At 64.7% G+C, this 16602-nt stretch carries 14 protein-coding genes; 9 read left to right on the top strand and 5 right to left on the bottom strand.

Annotated elements, in window-relative coordinates:
• Window positions 1–56: 56 nt before the first annotated feature.
• The 3 genes from DAEP_RS0104340 (at window position 57) to DAEP_RS0104330 (ending at window position 4533) form a co-directional block, all read left to right on the top strand.
• Window positions 57–1109: an ABC transporter permease gene (locus DAEP_RS0104340; protein WP_008553431.1), complete on the top strand. Its 1053-nt coding sequence runs from the start codon at window positions 57–59 to the stop codon at window positions 1107–1109.
• A gap of 15 nt (window positions 1110–1124) precedes the next feature.
• Complete coding sequence (locus tag DAEP_RS0104335; RefSeq protein ID WP_027243805.1) at window positions 1125–2339, top strand: ABC transporter permease; 1215 nt, start codon at window positions 1125–1127, stop codon at window positions 2337–2339.
• A gap of 103 nt (window positions 2340–2442) precedes the next feature.
• Window positions 2443–4533, top strand: coding sequence for a dipeptide ABC transporter ATP-binding protein (locus tag DAEP_RS0104330; protein ID WP_027243804.1), 2091 nt, complete (start codon window positions 2443–2445; stop codon window positions 4531–4533).
• A gap of 105 nt (window positions 4534–4638) precedes the next feature.
• Here DAEP_RS0104330 and DAEP_RS0104325 read toward each other — a convergent pair whose 3' ends face one another.
• The 3 genes from DAEP_RS0104325 to DAEP_RS0104315 form a co-directional block, all read right to left on the bottom strand.
• Window positions 4639–6093 carry a tetratricopeptide repeat-containing sulfotransferase family protein gene (locus DAEP_RS0104325; protein WP_027243803.1) on the bottom strand — a complete coding sequence of 485 codons (1455 nt, stop codon included), beginning with the start codon at window positions 6091–6093 and terminating at the stop codon, window positions 4639–4641.
• A 165-nt stretch (window positions 6094–6258) separates the two neighbouring features.
• Window positions 6259–6633, bottom strand: a complete 375-nt coding sequence (locus DAEP_RS0104320; RefSeq protein ID WP_008555736.1) for a hypothetical protein — start codon at window positions 6631–6633, stop codon at window positions 6259–6261.
• A gap of 167 nt (window positions 6634–6800) precedes the next feature.
• Entirely contained in the window at window positions 6801–7385 is a 585-nt protein-coding gene (locus DAEP_RS0104315; RefSeq protein ID WP_008555320.1) for a lytic transglycosylase domain-containing protein, read from the bottom strand.
• Between the two features lie 232 nt (window positions 7386–7617).
• Between DAEP_RS0104315 and ssb the strand changes: the two genes are divergently transcribed.
• The gene (gene ssb / locus DAEP_RS0104310; RefSeq protein WP_008557627.1) at window positions 7618–8139 is read left to right on the top strand and encodes a single-stranded DNA-binding protein; all 522 of its coding nucleotides are present in this window, start codon (window positions 7618–7620) and stop codon (window positions 8137–8139) included.
• 358 nt (window positions 8140–8497) lie between these two features.
• Window positions 8498–10705 (top strand): methyl-accepting chemotaxis protein, encoded by a 2208-nt coding sequence (locus DAEP_RS22420; RefSeq protein ID WP_084204396.1) that lies wholly within the window; start codon window positions 8498–8500, stop codon window positions 10703–10705.
• A gap of 92 nt (window positions 10706–10797) precedes the next feature.
• Here the strand turns inward: DAEP_RS22420 and aroB are convergent, their stop codons facing one another.
• Entirely contained in the window at window positions 10798–11904 is a 1107-nt protein-coding gene (gene aroB, locus DAEP_RS0104300) for a 3-dehydroquinate synthase (protein ID WP_027243802.1), read from the bottom strand.
• Window positions 11904–12494, bottom strand: a complete 591-nt coding sequence (locus tag DAEP_RS0104295) for a shikimate kinase (RefSeq protein ID WP_027243801.1) — start codon at window positions 12492–12494, stop codon at window positions 11904–11906. The genes aroB and DAEP_RS0104295 overlap by 1 nt, the downstream gene beginning before the upstream one ends.
• Before the next feature lie 81 nt (window positions 12495–12575).
• Between DAEP_RS0104295 and DAEP_RS24190 the strand changes: the two genes are divergently transcribed.
• The 4 genes from DAEP_RS24190 (at window position 12576) to DAEP_RS0104275 (ending at window position 16569) form a co-directional block, all read left to right on the top strand.
• Window positions 12576–12725 (top strand): hypothetical protein, encoded by a 150-nt coding sequence (locus tag DAEP_RS24190; RefSeq protein ID WP_008553546.1) that lies wholly within the window; start codon window positions 12576–12578, stop codon window positions 12723–12725.
• Window positions 12726–12747: 22 nt separating this feature from the next.
• Entirely contained in the window at window positions 12748–14232 is a 1485-nt protein-coding gene (locus DAEP_RS0104285; protein ID WP_245595054.1) for a hypothetical protein, read from the top strand.
• A gap of 1 nt (window position 14233) precedes the next feature.
• On the top strand, window positions 14234–15175 hold the full coding sequence (locus DAEP_RS0104280; RefSeq protein ID WP_027243799.1) for a site-specific tyrosine recombinase XerD: 942 nt from the start codon (window positions 14234–14236) through the stop codon (window positions 15173–15175).
• 83 nt (window positions 15176–15258) lie between these two features.
• On the top strand, window positions 15259–16569 hold the full coding sequence (locus tag DAEP_RS0104275; RefSeq protein ID WP_008557395.1) for an HlyC/CorC family transporter: 1311 nt from the start codon (window positions 15259–15261) through the stop codon (window positions 16567–16569).
• Window positions 16570–16602 lie beyond the last annotated feature (33 nt).

Genomic DNA, 16602 nt, shown 5'->3' with positions numbered 1-16602 from the left:
GATAAGAGACCCGCGCCCGCAACCGGGTCCGATCCGCCAGACTGACAGGGGACCCCATGGGACTTTTCATTCTCCGACGCTCGGGCGTGATGCTGCTGACGGCCTTATGCCTGACGTTCATCGTGTTTTTCCTGACGAACCTTTACCCGAACCTCGAAAAACTTGCCAAAACCCAGGGCAATTTCCGGATGTCGGACGAAGCTGTGGCCAGCTGGCTTGACGCCAACGGCTATGGCGGCTCCATGGTCTCAAAATACGGGCAGTGGCTCGGCGTGCTGCCGGGCTGGACCCGGGAAACCGGCAAAGGCGTGACCGGCCGCTGCATCACCGGCACCGTGAGTGCCGAACAGGCTGCCGAAGCGCCAACCTTCTGCGGCATTCTGCAGGGCGACTGGGGCTATTCCACACGGTTTAAGGATGAAGTCTCGGACATCATCTCCGAACGTCTCGGCAACACCGGCCTGCTGATGTTCTGGGTGCTGGTGCTGATGGTGCCCTCGGCGCTGCTGATCGGCGTTCTGGCCGGGATGCGCGAGGGCACGGCCACCGACCGGACCCTGTCGACCGCCTCGATCCTGACCACGGCAACGCCGGAATATGTCTCAGGCGTGATCTTCATCGCAGTATTCACTTCCTCCACCGTCGGGCTGAAATGGTTCAAGGGCACCGCCACCTCGGCAATGGACAACCCCAATTTCGAGAACTTCTTCCTGCCGGTGCTGACCATTGCGCTTTACGGCATGGGATACATCGCCCGGATGACCCGCGCCTCGATGACCGAGGTGATGACCGCGCAATACATCCGCACCGCGCGCCTCAAGGGGGTGAGCTTTCACAACATCGTTCTGAAGCACGCGCTCAGGAACGCTCTGATCGCCCCCTTCACCGTCATCATGCTGCAGTTCCCCTGGCTGCTGAACGGCGTGGTGATCGTCGAGACCCTGTTCAACTACAAGGGCTTCGGCTGGGTTCTGGTGGAAGCGGCGGGCAATAACGACATCGAACTGCTGCTGGCCGTCTCCGTGGTCTCAGTTGTCGTGGTGCTGGTCACCCAGCTGATTTCCGACATCGGCTATGTGTACCTGAACCCGCGTATCCGGATCTCTTGAGGAAGGCAGCTGAGCATGGAACCCCTTGGTTTTTTCGAAATCACCCTGCGGATCATCTACCAGCTGTCGCCGGTCTGGATTTCGATGGTGATCCTGTTTGCCCTCTCGATCGGCTTCAAGCGGCGGCTGGGCCTGTACGGTAAGCTGTTTGACAGTCCCATCGGCATGATCGGCTTTGCGCTGGTGATGTTCTGGGTGTTCACCGGCATCTACGGCGCCATGGACATGATCGTCACCCACGACCCGCTGACCCAGGTCTCGGGCATGAAGAACGAGCTGCCCGGCACCCCGGTGCCCGGCGCCGGCGAAGGCGAATACCCGTATTATCTGCTGGGCGGCGACAACCTGGCCCGCGACGTGTTCAGCCGCCTGGTGAAAGGCGCCTGGGAAGTCATCAAGATCGCCCCGATGGCCGCGGTTTTTGCCTTTATGGTCGGTATCACCCTGGGGCTGCCCGCGGGTTATTACGGCGGCAAGCTGGACACGTTCCTGTCCTTTGCGGCCAACCTGATCCTGGCGTTCCCGGTGATCCTGCTGTTCTACCTGCTGGTGACACCCGAGATCGTGGCAACCGGCGTGCCGAACTACATGGCGATCGTTCTGTTCATCTTCCCGATCATCTTTGTCGGGGTGCTGCTGAACTCGCGCTATTACACCCGCCCAAAGCTGCGCAACTGGCTGCTGCCGGTCGTGCTTGGCACCATCATCTGGTTCTATCTGCAGCTGGTTTCCAATGGCGGCTACCTGATCAACACGCCGGTGTATTCGATCTGGGGCCTGCCCCGGGCAATGGACCTCTTCGACATCCCCGGCGGCATCCTGGTGGTGTTCGTGTCGGTGGTCTTCGTCAACTCGCCCACGGTGTTCCGCATCGTGCGCGGCCTGACGATGGACATAAAAACCCGCGACTATGTGGCTGCCGCCCAGACCCGTGGCGAAGGCCCCTGGTACATCATGCTGTGGGAGATCCTGCCCAACGCCCGCGGGCCGCTCATCGTCGATTTCTGCCTGCGCATCGGCTATACCACCATCCTGCTGGGCACCTTGGGCTTCTTCGGCCTTGGCCTGCCGCCGGAAAGCCCGGACTGGGGGTCGACCATCAATGACGGGCGCAAGCTGCTGGCGATCTACCTGCACCCGGCCCTGCCGCCTGCATTCGCCCTGCTGACGCTGGTTCTGGGGTTGAACCTGCTGGCCGACGGCCTGCGCGAAGAGAGCCTGAAAGACTGATCCGAACCGGCGGGACCGGGGGCCAGCCCCCAGGACCCCCGGGATATTTGAGGCCAGAAGAAAGGGATCCGGTCCCTTCCAGCCTCAACAGGGAGACAAGACCATGACCAAGATGTCAGACTACAGCGGCCCGATCCTGGAAATTGACAAGCTGTCGATCTCCTTCTTCACCCGGCTGCGCGAAATCCCCGCGGTGATGGACTTCTCCGTTGCGGTGCAGCCGGGCGAGGCGGTGGGCCTGGTTGGCGAAAGCGGCTGCGGCAAATCCACTGTGGCGCTTGGCGTCATGCAGGACCTGGGCAAGAACGGCCGCATTGTCGGCGGCACCATCAAGTTCAAGGGCCGCGATCTGAGCGAGATGAGCGCCGAGGAGCTGCGCGATATCCGCGGCAACGAGATCGCGATGATCTATCAGGAGCCGATGGCCTCTTTGAACCCGGCAATGCGTATCGGCAAGCAGCTGATGGAAGTGCCGATGATCCACGAGGGCGTCAGCGAAAAGGAAGCCTATCAGCGCGCCCTTGAGGTGGTCACAGACGTGCGCCTGCCCGACCCGGAGCGGATGCTGAATTCCTTCCCGCACCAGCTGTCGGGCGGCCAGCAGCAGCGCATCGTGATCGCCATGGCGCTGATGTCGAAACCCTCGCTGCTGATCCTGGATGAGCCCACCACCGCGCTGGACGTGACGGTGGAGGCCGCAGTGGTCGAGCTGGTCAAGGACCTGGGCAAGAAATACGGCACCTCAATGCTGTTCATCTCCCATAACCTCGGCCTGGTCCTGGAGACCTGCGACCGTATCTGCGTGATGTATTCCGGCGAGGCGGTGGAACGCGGCTCCATCCACGATGTCTTCGACGAGATGCAGCACCCCTATACCCAGGCGCTGTTCCGCTCGATCCCTCTTCCCGGCGCCGACAAGAACGCGCGCCCCCTGGTGGCGATTCCGGGCAACTTCCCCCTGCCCCACGAGCGCCCGCCCGGCTGCAACTTCGGCCCCCGCTGCGACTATTTCGAAGAGGGCCGCTGCGACGCGGACCGGGTGATCCCGATGGCGCCGGTGCATGGAAACGACCGGCATGAAACCCGCTGTCTGCGGTTCGAGGAGATTGACTGGAACGCGCCGCTGACCCTGGCGGATCAGAAAGAGAAGACGGCACCCGGCAAGGTGATCCTGAAGATGGAGAACCTCAAGAAATACTATGAGGTTGCCGCCAATGCTCTGTTCGGCGGCGGCGAGAAGAAGGTGGTGAAGGCCAACGAGACGCTGAGCTTCGAGGCGCGCGAATCCGAAACCCTCGCCATCGTCGGCGAATCCGGCTGCGGCAAATCCACTTTTGCCAAGGTGCTGATGGGGCTGGAAACCGCAACCGAGGGGCAGATCCTGCTGGACAACCGCAATATCGAGCAGATCCCGATCGAGGAGCGCGACACCAAGACGATCTCCGACATTCAGATGGTGTTCCAGAACCCGTTCGACACGCTGAACCCGTCGATGACCGTCGGCCGCCAGATCATGCGGGCGCTGGAGATATTCGGGGTCGGCGGTTCCGAGGCCGAACGGCGCCGCAGGATGCTGGAGCTTCTGGACCTTGTGAAGCTGCCGCGCGCCTTTGCCGACCGGATGCCGCGGCAGCTGTCCGGCGGCCAGAAGCAGCGCGTCGGCATCGCCCGCGCCTTTGCCGGCGGCGCCCGCATCGTGGTGGCAGACGAACCCGTCTCGGCGCTGGACGTGTCGGTGCAGGCTGCCGTCACCGACCTGTTGATGGAGATCCAGCGCAAGGAAAAGACCACGCTTCTGTTCATCTCGCACGACCTGTCAATCGTGCGCTACCTCAGCGACCGGGTGATGGTGATGTATCTGGGCCATGTGGTGGAGCTGGGCACCACCGATCAGGTCTTTGCGCCGCCCTATCACCCCTACACCGAGGCCTTGCTGTCGGCGGTGCCGATTGCCGACACCTCGGTCGTGAAGGAGCACATCGTGCTGGAGGGCGATATCCCCTCGGCCATGAACCCGCCGCCGGGCTGCCCGTTCCAGACCCGCTGCCGCTGGAAGTCCGAAGTGCCGGCCGGTTTGTGCGAGCGCGAGGTGCCGCCGGTGCGCCAGCTGGGCGGCGGCCATCAGGTCAAATGCCACCTGAGCGACGAGGTGCTGGAACGGATGAAACCGGTGATCAAGGTCGCCGCGGAGTAAACTGCGGCAGCAGGTGCCGTGCTCAAATCCGCGCCGCGGCTTGGACTCAGGCGGCGGCGTTTTCTGTTGCGGCAGAGCGAAACCCGGCCCCCGGCGGGGCCGCGTTCAGGCCGCGGCCGGCGCCAGGCTGCCGGTTTCGGCGGCGTTCCGGTTCCATTGCTGCCACTGGTCAATCCACGCCTGCCCGCCCAGGGCCTCCTTGAGCGGCTCCAGCTGCGCTTCATACCGCCGCCATTTTTCCAGACCCGCAGTGTTGATGCTGTCGCGCACCTGCATTAGCGAGGCCGTCCGCACAGCGCGTGTGTTCTGTTCCGGAGTGAGGCAGCCCTCCTCCCACCCCAGGCCTGCATGCTGCAGAACGGACCGGATCTGCGCTTCGGGGCCGGTCACCAGCGCCTCAAAGGATTGCACCCGCAGGGTCTCTCCCAGCTTTGCCTGGTAGTCGAGAAGCGAACCGTACACGCAGCGGGTCATATGGCCGATCCACTCCAGCCGGGAGGAATACCTATGGCCAGCCGCGAAATTCATGGTGAAAATCGACAGCCCAACGTCCAGAGGGTGGCGCGACAGGAACAGGAACCTGGCGTTGGGCAGCAGGACATGCGCCAGCCCCATTTCAAAACAATTGAGCGGCATCTTGTCGACAACGACCGCAGCATCCGGTCTGCCCATGGGAAAGGCATTGTGCAGAAACAGCGTGCGGAACTGCTCCAATTCTTCAGCGCTTAGCCGCCCCAGCCAGTTCCACCAGCCGGCATCGCCATACCGCCCGGCTGCATACCGGCGCACCGCGGCCGCGGTATTGGACAGCGCCTCGCTCTCGCCGATGCTGTCGATTTGCGAGTGCCGCGTCAGGCAGGTTTCCAGCAGCGTGGTGCCGCTGCGCGGCAGACCGGTCACAAACAGCATACAGGGCGCGTCAGCAGCCTCGCCGCAGGCGGCACCGGTCCAGTCCGCCGCCAGCTGCGCCTGCAGGCGCGCGTCCTGGAACGCGTGATCATAGCCGGTTTCCGTCAGGGCGTTGGCCTGGGCATAGTGGTCAAACGCGGCTGCTGGGGCACCGGCCCGGTCCTCGATCACGCCCAGTGCGAAATGCGCCAGGATGCGCTCGCGCTGCGTGGCAGCGGTGTTCTGCACCGCCGCCCGCAGCCGGGCGGCTGCGCTGCTATCGCTGGTGAAGGGTTCCAGCCGGTTCCGGGCCGCAAGCAGCCCCACGTCGCCCGGTGCCAGGCTGAGAGCTTGCTCGAAGGCCCGCACGGCCCCGGCCTTGTCGCCGCTGGTGGCCCGCACGGCCGCAAGTTTGCCCCAGGCCTGCGGCAGAGCCGGATTGCCATCCGCAAGCAGTTCAAGCAGCCGCACGGCGGTCTGACTGTCCCCGGCTTCCAGGTAGCAGGTGGCCGTAAGGTCCAGCACCCGGACATTCGACGGATCCTGCCGCAGCAAGACCAACAGCAGCGGCAGGGCCTTGCCGTATTTCCCGGCCTTGACCAGTTCACTGGCTGCCTCCAGGGCACTGGCACCGTGCTGCGCGGGAGTGTCATGCATCAAAGGCTGGTTCATTCTGGCTCCACGGTTTCCGCTGGTGCCGAGAACCATAGCGAAGCGCCGTGAAAATGCGGTAAACACACCGCGCGGCCCTCCAGGCAACGCAAAACCCCATGCGCGGCGCAGCGGCGGCGCATGGGGCTCCACAGCGCTCCCCCACTCCCACAGGGGACGTTACGGTCAGCTCCAGAGAACCATCATGATCATCAGCAGGTTCATCGAGGCAAATTGCATCAGCCGCGGTGCCTGCTGTCCCTTGACGGCAGCAAACAGGGCGCCCGGCACCGATACTGCCAGTCCGGCCAGCGCCAGGCTGCCGCCGATCGCGCCGGCCAGCCCGGTGCCCGGCCCCCAGGGCGAGCCGGGCAGCACCATACCCTTGAGACCCACGCCGATCACAAGCCCCGCCACCGCGCCAGCCAGGCTCAGGACAGCGCTGCGCGGCTGCCGCGGCTGCCGGCTGCCCAGAACGCTATCGACCACTTTGCGCGTGGGCACAGCGCTCGGCTGCCAGTCAACCCGGTCAATGCGATCGTCGAAGCCGTTGATATACAATGCATTCCCTCCTGAACCTGCCGACAGATTCACGAAAAATTAAGGCAAATGCATGACGTCCCGTTGGAGTTAACAGGGCATTAAGAAAAGTTATCCACAGATTAATCCGCAGGTTAATCCGCGGGCGAAGATCCTCCTGGCCGCGCCCCTGCGGCACGCCGGCAGCCTTAGCTGCCCCAGATCTTCTTCACATAGTTCTGGGTTTCCTTGTAAGGCGGCACGCCGCCGTATTTCACCACCGCGTCCGGCCCGGCATTATAGGCCGCCAGCGCCAGCCGCCAGGAGCCGAACTTGCGGAACTGCCGCGCCAGATAGCGGGCGCCGCCGTCCAGATTCTGCCTGGGCACCTCCGGGTTGACCCCCAGCGCCCGCGCCGTGGCAGGCATCAGCTGCGCCAGCCCCAGCGCCCCCTTGTGCGATTTGGCGTTCGGGTTCCAGTTGCTCTCCTGCTGCACCAGTCGCAGGAACAGGTCTTCGGGCACGCCATGCTGGCGGGCGGCATCGCGCGCCATCTCCAGGTATTGCCCCCGGTACTTGCCGCTATAGGACAGCGTGCCCGCGGCAGAAGGGATGCCGTAGGTCTGCGGCTGCAACCGGGCGGAGTTCTTGTACTGCGCCGCCGCGCGGCCATCCAGCACACGGGTATGGGCGGCGAACAGATCCCGCCGGTTTTTCGTGCCAAGCACATCGGCCGCGGCCGGCTGCCCTGCCCCGACAACCGCGATCACCAACCCCGCAACGGCTTTGCGCATTTCCGCTGTCCTGATACTGTCCCACTGCGCGCAATATACCCAATGCGAAACAAAATTAAAGCAACACCGGCGCAAACCGCCGTAAATCCGGCCGCCGTGCCGCCGAAAGCATCCACAGATGCCTGCTTTTCACCCTGGGCATGGGGCTATACTGTCGCCGGAACGCAGCGGGGCCGGATTCGAGCCCTGCCGCTGCTGGACAAGACGATCAGAAACTAAAGGACGGAACCCTATGGCCGGCTCACTCAACAAAGTCATGCTTATCGGCAACCTGGGCCGCGACCCCGAGGTGCGCAGCTTCCAGAACGGCGGCAAGGTCTGCAACCTGCGCATCGCCACCTCGGAAACCTGGAAGGACCGCAACACCGGCGAGCGCCGCGAGAAGACCGAATGGCACTCCGTCGCGGTCTTCAGCGAGGGCCTGGTGCGGGTTTGCGAGCAGTATCTGCGCAAGGGCTCCAAGGTCTATGTCGAAGGCCAGCTGCAGACCCGCAAGTGGCAGGACCAGAGCGGCCAGGACCGCTATTCGACCGAGATCGTGCTGCAAGGCTTCGGCTCCACGCTGACCATGCTTGACGGCCGCGGCGAAGGCGGCGGCGGCGGTGGCCAAGGCGGTGGCAGCTATGGCGGCGGCGGCCAAGGCGGCGGCGGGTACGGCGGCGGCTATGACAGCGGGTCCCAAGGCGGCGGCAGCGGCGGCGGCTACGGCGGCGGCGCCTCCCACAATATCGACGACGACGAAATCCCGTTCTAAACGCGCGTCAGCAAAGCCCTACAGCAAAGCTCCCAGGCCCCGAGCCTTGGGGGCTTTTCAAATTCCGCCGTGCTTTTTTTGAAGATTTAACGGCTCGCGCAGCGGCCTTCCCCCGGGGAAACCGGGCCTGCACACCGCACCCCGCTCTTGCGCCTGTAACCGGCCAAGCGCGCTAATTTATTCCTTCTATTTCAACACCTTGATCGACCCCCGCCTGACCTCTGCTAACGGCTTCCCCCGCAGTTGAAGGCGGCCTTGCTGCACAGTCAGCCCCTTTCCGAAGGGTAGCCGAATATTAAGACACATTCCGCATTGTTGATGCAACTTATGCGATCAATGTTCAGCAAGGGTTCAGATTATGGGTATGCGATTTCTGCAGCATCTCTCGATTAAGGTGAAGATCACCATGCTGCTGGCGGCGCCGCTGCTTCTCAGCCTGTGGTTCATAGGCAATAAGCTGATAGAGCTGTATGAACGGGCACAGATCAATACAGCGCTCGCCGGGGAGCTTCTCGAAGGGACCAGCAGCCTGGTGCACTCGCTGCAGGTCGAACGCGGGATGAGCGCCGCTTACCTGGGCGGCGAGTCGTCTGTGATGCCGGAGGCGCTTGTGAAGATCCGGCAGACAAATGACGCTGCAATAGCCGGTTTTCTTTCCAAGCTGGAGCAGGTTGACCGTGATGGGCTCAGCACCGAAGCCTTGCAGTCATTCCGCGTCGCGCAAACTGAACTGGGCCGGAAAAAGGAAGTCCGCCAGCAAATCGCCAGCCGCGCGCTGCCGGTGCGCGCTGCGGTTGAGTATTACACTGATCTGAACACAGCGCTGATCCAGACCGGGCTTTCTGTCGCGCAGCAAATCGACAACCCCCGGATCTCCCAGGAAGCTGTCGCCCTGTCAATGTTCCTGCGGGCCAAGGACGCGGCCGGGCTGGAGCGCGCGGCCGGAGCGGTGGGATTTGCCAATGGCTGGACGCCAACCGATTTTCAGGTTTTCGTCGCAACGCATGAACGCTTCAAGGAACGCCTCGACCGCTTTCTTGACTTTGCGACAGTGGAGGACCGCAACGCCGTTGCCAGCCTGAAATCCACACCTGAAATGAAGAAGTTTGAGGACATCCGGCAAGCCATCCTGAGCGGCGGGGATCTCTCAGGCTTTACCGCCGCCTCGTGGTTTGCAGCCGCCACAGATATGCTGAAAGTCCTGCGCGGCAAGGAGTCGCTCCTCATACAGCACCTTGAAGAGGACATGGCCGCTTTCGATGCGCAGAACAAACTGCTGCTGACTGAGATGGCCATCTTCACGGCAGTTCTCCTGGCCGGTGTGCTGATCCTGAGCCTGGTGATCGCACGCGACATGACCAGCGGCCTGTCGGTCCTGAACAAGGCGCTGAAGCAGCTTGCCAGCGGCGACGCCAATGCCGAGATTTCCGGCGCCAACCGCCGGGACGAGATCGGCGAGGTTGCCCGCAATGTGGCCGATCTGCGCACCGTGACTCAGCAGAAACAGGAGGAGGAGACCAGGGCCGAAGAGGAGCGCCGCGAGGAAATCCTGTCAGTCGCCCGCCGCATCGGCGCTGCCCTGATGGATCTGCAGAACAAGCGGCTGGACAACCCGATCACGGAGTTTTTCCCTGTCGAGTTCAAGTCGATCCGGATGGATTTCAATGACTCCCTGAAAGCGCTGAGCGAAGCGGTCTCCTCCATCGGCGAGCTGACCAGCAGCGTTGACGAAAGCACCAGGTCGATTGCTGAAGCGTCGATGGATCTGGCGCACCGCACCGAGGCGGAATCGGCGACGCTGGAGAAAACCACCCATGCGATGCGCGAGCTGACCGCCAGCGTGCAGCATTCAGCAGAAAACGCAGACCGTGCCGAACGGCTGGCCGACAGCGCCCAGACCGGCGTTGCCTCCTGCGACCAGGTGGTGAAGAACACCATTGTTGCGATGGACAAGCTGCAGGAATCCTCGCAGGAAATCTCGCAGATCACCAAGGTGATCCAGGACATCGCCTTCCAGACCAATCTGCTGGCGCTGAATGCAGGGGTCGAGGCGGCCCGGGCCGGCGAAGCGGGCCGCGGCTTTGCGGTGGTCGCCAGCGAGGTGCGTATGCTGGCACAGCGCTGCGCCGACGCGGTGCAGCAGATCGATGAGCTGACCGCCCGCAGCTCCGAACAGGTCAAGAACGGCGCTTCGCTGGTCGATCAGGCCGGCCGGGCGATGTCCAGCGTGAACGAGCAGGTCGGGGAGATTTCCACCCTGGTCGTCGAGATCGCCGGCAATATCAAGGAACAGTCCGTGCAGATGGGCGACGTCAACACTGCCGTCGGAGAACTGGAAGTGATGGCGCAGCAGAACGCCGCCATGGCCGAGCAGACCACCGCCGCCACCACCTCCTTGTCCGAGCAGGCGCAGGAATTGCGGGAGCTTGTGGCCCAATTCACCGTGCCGCAGGCGTCCAGGCCGCTGGATGCGCTCCCCCGCCCGTCAAACGGGGCCGCACCGCGCAGGGCTATCGGCTTTGACGACGATCAGACGGGCTTTGCCTCCGGCAGCGCCGCGGCCTGAGACGGGGCGCCACCGCTGCCACAGCCCAAAAAGGGCAGCCGCTGCGGCTGCCCTTTTTGCGTTGTCTGTCTCGGCCGGCCCGCCCCCGCCGGTCAGGCTCCGGCGCTGCGCAGCACAGACAGCACTTGGTCCGGCGGCACGTCGCCGGTCACAAAGGCCTCGCCGATGCCGCGCGCCAGGATGAAGCGCAGCTGGCCCGCGACAACCTTCTTGTCCTGCCCCATCAATTCCAGCAGCGCCTCGGCGCCCGGCAGATCGCCTGGGATATCGGACAGATCGGTCTTCATCCCCATCGCCTTCAGATGCGCCCGCACCCGGCTTGGATCCTCCTGCGAGCACAGACCCAGTTTCGCCGACAGCTCAAACGCCAGCGCGCAGCCGATGGCAACGCCTTCGCCATGCAGCAGCCGGTCCGAATAGCCGGTCGCCGCCTCCAGCGCGTGGCAGAAGGTATGGCCGAGGTTCAGCAGCGCCCGGTCGCCCTGCTCGGTCTCGTCGCGCACGACGATATCCGCCTTCATCTGCACCGAGCGCGCCACCGCCTCGACCCGCGCCGCCACATCACCTTCGGCCAGCGCCGGGCCGTTGTCCTCGAGCCAGGCAAAGAATTCGGCATCGCCAAGCAGGCCGTATTTCACAACCTCGCCATAGCCGGACAGGAAGTCGCGCGCCGTCAGCGTTTCCAGAACCGAGGTGTCGGCCAGCACCAGCGAGGGCTGATGGAAGGCGCCGATCAGGTTCTTGCCCTGCGGCGCGTTGATGCCGGTCTTGCCGCCCACGGAACTGTCGACCTGCGCCAGCAGCGAGGTCGGGATCTGCACAAACCGCACCCCGCGGCGCAGCACGGCGGCGGCAAATCCCGCCAGGTCGCCGATCACCCCGCCGCCGAAAGCGACAACCACGTCGCCGCGCTCCACCTTCTGCTCCAGAAGCCACTCCACCGACCGGGTGAACTGCGGCCAGCCCTTGGTCGCCTCGCCCGGCGGCAGCGCCAGAGCGGTCATTTCCACCCCGGCAGCCGCCAGCCCGGCACGCAAGGCGTCCAGATGCTTCTCAGCCACGGTTTCATCGGTCAGAACGGCCACCTGCGGCCGCTTCAGCAGCGGCTTGATCCGCTCGCCCGCCTGCGCCAGCAGCCCGGGCCCGATCACCACGTCATAGGCGCGCTCGCCCAGGGGCACGTGAACCGTGCGTTCCATCATTTCAACTCCAGTACGTCGGGGCGTGCCTTCAAGGCGTCGAGCACGCGGTCAACCATGGTTTCGATCGCGGCCTGGCCGTCGGAGGCAACGGTCAGGTCGGCCTTGGCATAAAGCGGCACCCGCTGCTCGTACAGGTTCCGAAGCGTCGCATAGGGGTCGGCGGTGCGCAGCAGCGGCCGGGTGTCGCGGTGGCGGACCCGGTTCCACAGCACATCCAGGCCGGCATCAAGCCAGACGGAAACCCCCTTTGCGGTGATCACTTCGCGGTTTTCCTGCGCCAGGAAGGCGCCGCCGCCGGTCGACAGCACGCCGCGCTCCTCCGCCAGCAAGCGGGCAATCACCTGCCGCTCCTTCTGGCGGAAAAACGGCTCGCCGTCGCGGGCGAAAATTTCCGGGATGGTCATGTTGGCAGCGGCCTCGATCTCGTGGTCGCTGTCCAGAAAGGGCACATTCAGCCGGGCCGCCAGCGCCCGCCCCACAGCGGTCTTGCCGGCTCCCATCATCCCCACCATCACGATGGTTTTCTTCAGTTTCCCAGGCGCCGGGCCTGCTGCCTTCTGGCCGCTGCTTTGCTCTTTTTCGCTCATTCTTCAGTGAATGACGTGATCTTGCGCAAAAGGGAATATATAACTTGGTCAAAAGAGCAGGAAACAGGCATTGGACACGTTATGGGGCGATTGATTAAGTATCTGGTCTATTTGGTACTTCTCGCCGGGATCGGGCTGGTTGGCTACGCCTATGTGGGGCCGTGGTTCGGCGCCGATTTCCGCGCGCCCAGCACCGAGGTGCGCAAGCCGGTGGTGCTGAATGCGGATTAAGGCGGCTGCCGCAGGGGTCATGATGGCAGGCAGCGCCCTCGCCAATGAGCCCCTGGCAGCGATCGACTGGCTGAACCAGCCGCAGGCGCGCAGCGGGCTGCCCGGAACCGTGCTGCTGGAGCCGCCGGTCTCGGGCACCGCCACGGTGCCGCCGGTGTCTGTCACCCCGCTGGAGGCGCTCAAGCCGCCCATCGGGCTGGTGCCGGCCGCCGCCACTGGTCTGCCGCCGGACATGTGGCGCGGCAGCAGTGCGGATGATATCGCCCAGCTGATCGAAACCGTGCCGGTGCGCGGCAGCGCGGCAATGCAGGCGCTGCTGTTCACGCTGCTGCTGTCCGAAAGCCGCCCGCCCGCCGAATCCAAAGACCGGATTCTGCTGGCCCGGCTCGACCGGCTGCTGGCGCTGGGGGCTGCGGACCCGTCGCAGGCGCTGGCGGAGCACGCAGGCCCCACCGCCAGCAAGGAGCGTTTTGCACGCTGGTTCAACGCCACGCTGCTGACCGGCAGCGAGGACGGCTCCTGCAAGGCGCTTGCCGCCGCGCCGCATCTGGCGGACAGCTATGACGCCAGGATCTTCTGCGCCGCACGGCGCGGCGACTGGCCGACCGCCGCGCTGATGCTGGAGACCGCCCACGCGCTGGAGCTGCTGCCAAAGGAACGGATGGATCTGCTGGACCGGTTCCTCAACCCAGATCTGTTCGAGATGGCGCCGCCGCTGAGCCACCCCGCGCAACCGGACCCGCTGGCGTTCCGCCTGTTCGAAACCATTGGCGAGCCGATGCCCACGGCGCCGCTGCCGCCGGCCTTTGCCGCGGCGGACCTGCGCGACATTGCCGGCTGGAAGGCGCAGCTGGAGGCGGCCGAGCGGCTGGCCCGCGGCGGTGCGCTGAACCCCAACCAGTATCTCGGCCTGTTCAGCGACCGCATACCGGCCGCGTCGGGCGGCATCTGGGACCGGGTTGCCGCAGTGCAAAAGCTGGAGCACGACCTGATTTCCGGCGACGCTGCTGCGCTGGCCGCCTCCCTGCCGCGCGCCTGGGAGGCGATGCAGCAGGCGGGCACCGAAACCGTCTTTGCCGACCTCTTTGCCGAACCGCTGTCCCGGGCAGAGCTGAGCGGCGCGGAAGAGGCCCTGGCCTGGCGTATCCGCCTGCTGTCGCCGCTTTATGAGCTTGCTGCCGTTGATACCCCTGCCGCGGGGGCCCGGGAACAGTTTCTGGCAGCCCTCGCCCGCGGACGCCCCGGCGATGCCCCGGCCCCGTCGCCGCTGGCCGAAGCCATCGCACTGGGATTTGCCGCCGAACCGCCGGTTCCGGACAGGATCCGGCAGCTCCTGAACAACGGGCAGCTTGGTGAGGCGATTCTGCGCAGCATGGTGCTGTTTGCGCAGGGCGCCGACGGCAACCTGGGCGATCTGACCGCGGCGCTGGCCGCTTTCCGCGCTGTCGGGCTGGAGGACACCGCCCGGCGCGCCTCGCTCCAGCTCATGCTGCTGGAGCGGCAGTGACATGCCTGCCCCCGCTGCGAACTTCCAATGGATTTCCACCTTTCTCGACGCCCAGGCCGCAGAGACCGGCGCCTCGCAGAACACGCTCCTGGCCTATGGCCGCGATCTCAAGGATCTGACCGCCTGGCTTGAGCACCGCTCGCTGGATTTCAGCACCGCCTCCCAAGACGATATCGAGGCCTATCTGATCAGTTGCGACGCGCAAGGCCTGGCCCGCTCCACCCGGGCGCGGCGGCTGTCGGCGGTCAAGCAAATCTACCGTTTCGCCTTTGAAGAAGGCTGGCGGCAGGACAACCCCGCCATCCAGATCCGCGGGCCGGGACGCGAAAAAAGGCTGCCGAAAACGCTGGAGGTGATCGAAGTCGACCGCCTGCTGGACGCCGCCCGCCAGACCGGCCGCAGCGAGGCCGACCGGCTGCGCAACACCTGCCTGATGGAGCTGCTTTACGCCACCGGGATGCGGGTGACAGAGCTGGTCTCGCTGCCGGTCTCCGCCGCCCGCGGCGACCCGCGGATGCTGTTGATCCTGGGCAAAGGCGGCAAGGAGCGCATGGTGCCGCTGTCGCCCCCTGCCCGCGAGGCGCTGGCGCAATGGCTGCTGGTGCGCGACGCAGCGGAGGACGAACGCGAGCTGAAGGGCCATCCGGCCTCGCGGTTCCTGTTTCCCTCGCGCGGCAAATCCGGCCACCTGACCCGGCACAGATTCTATCTGCTGATCAAGGAGCTGGCCGTGACCGGAGGCCTTTCGCCGGATAAGGTCACGCCGCACACCCTGCGTCATGCGTTTGCCACCCACTTGCTGGCCAATGGCGCTGACCTGCGCGCCATCCAGGCGCTGCTCGGGCACGCCGACATTGCCACCACCGAGATCTACACCCATGTGCTGGACGCCCGGCTGCAGGAACTGGTGCTGGAGCATCACCCGCTGGCCAAGCGCGGCTGACGGCGCCCGCAGAACTTGAAGCGCCGCCTCTAAGACCCCATAACTACGGGGAACATTCAACCGATCGGATCTCTGGACCTGTTATGGACACCGCCACCCCAGTACTCGACAGCGCGTTTTGGACCACTGCCGGGGCCATCGTGCTGCTGCTTGTGCTTTCCGGCTTCTTTTCGGGCTCGGAAACTGCGCTGACCGCCGCCTCGCGCGGGAAGCTGCGCAGCCAGGCCGACAAGGGCTCACGCGGCGCACAGCGCGCGCTCAAAATTACCGAGGACAACGAACGGCTGATCGGCTCGGTTCTGCTGGGCAACAACCTGGTCAACATCCTGGCGGCCTCGCTGGCCACGGCGCTGTTCACCCGCGCCTTCGGAGAGAGCGGCGTGGCGCTGGCGACCTTGGTGATGACCCTTCTGGTGCTGATCTTTGCCGAGGTGCTGCCCAAGACCTACGCGATTTCCAACTCCGAAAAGGCCGCCGCCGCCGTCGCCCCGGTGATCGGCTTTCTGGTCACCGTGCTGTCGCCAGTGGTCGGCACCGTCCGGCTGCTGGTGCGCGGCGTGCTGCGCATCTTCGGGGTGCGGATCGACCCGAACAGCCACATTATGGCGGTGCGCGAAGAGATTGCCGGCGCCCTGCACCTGGGCCATTCCGAAGGCGTTGTTGAAAAAGAGGACCGCGACCGGATTCTGGGCGCGCTCGATCTCTCCGACCGCTTTGTCGAGGAGATCATGCTGCACCGTTCCAACATCGAGATGATCGACGCGGATGCGGAGCCGGAAACCATTCTGGAGCAGTGCCTGCAAAGCCAGCACACCCGCCTGCCGGTGTTCCGCGGCGAGCAGGAAAACATCATTGGCGTGGTCCATGCCAAGGATCTGTTCCGCTCAATGTACACAGAGGCAGGCGGCGCCGGCGGCGATACCGGACGGCTCAAATCCTTCGACATCACCGAGGTCGCCAAGGCCCCCTATTTCGTGCCGGAAACCACCACACTGGATGAGCAGATGCGCCAGTTCCTGCGGATGCGCTCGCACTTCGCGCTGGTGGTGGATGAATACGGCGCCCTGCAGGGGCTGATCACGCTGGAGGATATTCTGGAAGAGATCGTCGGCGAGATCACCGACGAATTCGACCCGCACGAGGAGAGCATCGTCAAGAAAACGCCTGACGGTTCCTACCTGGTTGACGGCGCCGCCACCATTCGCGACGTGAACCGTGCCACCGAATGGAACCTGCCGGATGACGAGGCCAACACCATTGCCGGCCTGGTGATCCACGAGGCGCAGATGATCCCCACCAAGGGCCAGGTGTTCTCCTTCCACGGCTTCCGCTTCGAGGTGACCGAGCGGGAGGGCAACCGGGTCACAGGGCTCAGGATCCGGCCCCTGTCATGATCCCTGGAATGCGTCCCGGCATCTGTCAGGTGC

The organism is Leisingera daeponensis DSM 23529 (assembly GCF_000473145.1).
Lineage (GTDB): Bacteria > Pseudomonadota > Alphaproteobacteria > Rhodobacterales > Rhodobacteraceae > Leisingera > Leisingera daeponensis.
This window is presented reverse-complemented; position numbering and strand designations above follow the sequence as displayed.

What these genes read in the sequence shown, in the direction of transcription:
- DAEP_RS0104340 (WP_008553431.1), top strand. Translation starts at nt 57, where the DNA reads ATGGGACTTTTCATTCTCCGACGCTCGGGCGTGATGCTGCTGACGGCC.
- DAEP_RS0104335 (WP_027243805.1), top strand. Translation starts at nt 1,125, where the DNA reads ATGGAACCCCTTGGTTTTTTCGAAATCACCCTGCGGATCATCTACCAG.
- DAEP_RS0104330 (WP_027243804.1), top strand. Translation starts at nt 2,443, where the DNA reads ATGACCAAGATGTCAGACTACAGCGGCCCGATCCTGGAAATTGACAAG.
- DAEP_RS0104325 (WP_027243803.1), bottom strand. Translation starts at nt 6,093, where the DNA reads ATGAACCAGCCTTTGATGCATGACACTCCCGCGCAGCACGGTGCCAGT.
- DAEP_RS0104315 (WP_008555320.1), bottom strand. Translation starts at nt 7,385, where the DNA reads ATGCGCAAAGCCGTTGCGGGGTTGGTGATCGCGGTTGTCGGGGCAGGG.
- ssb (WP_008557627.1), top strand. Translation starts at nt 7,618, where the DNA reads ATGGCCGGCTCACTCAACAAAGTCATGCTTATCGGCAACCTGGGCCGC.
- DAEP_RS22420 (WP_084204396.1), top strand. Translation starts at nt 8,498, where the DNA reads ATGGGTATGCGATTTCTGCAGCATCTCTCGATTAAGGTGAAGATCACC.
- aroB (WP_027243802.1), bottom strand. Translation starts at nt 11,904, where the DNA reads ATGGAACGCACGGTTCACGTGCCCCTGGGCGAGCGCGCCTATGACGTG.
- DAEP_RS0104295 (WP_027243801.1), bottom strand. Translation starts at nt 12,494, where the DNA reads ATGAGCGAAAAAGAGCAAAGCAGCGGCCAGAAGGCAGCAGGCCCGGCG.
- DAEP_RS24190 (WP_008553546.1), top strand. Translation starts at nt 12,576, where the DNA reads ATGGGGCGATTGATTAAGTATCTGGTCTATTTGGTACTTCTCGCCGGG.
- DAEP_RS0104285 (WP_245595054.1), top strand. Translation starts at nt 12,748, where the DNA reads ATGGCAGGCAGCGCCCTCGCCAATGAGCCCCTGGCAGCGATCGACTGG.
- DAEP_RS0104280 (WP_027243799.1), top strand. Translation starts at nt 14,234, where the DNA reads ATGCCTGCCCCCGCTGCGAACTTCCAATGGATTTCCACCTTTCTCGAC.
- DAEP_RS0104275 (WP_008557395.1), top strand. Translation starts at nt 15,259, where the DNA reads ATGGACACCGCCACCCCAGTACTCGACAGCGCGTTTTGGACCACTGCC.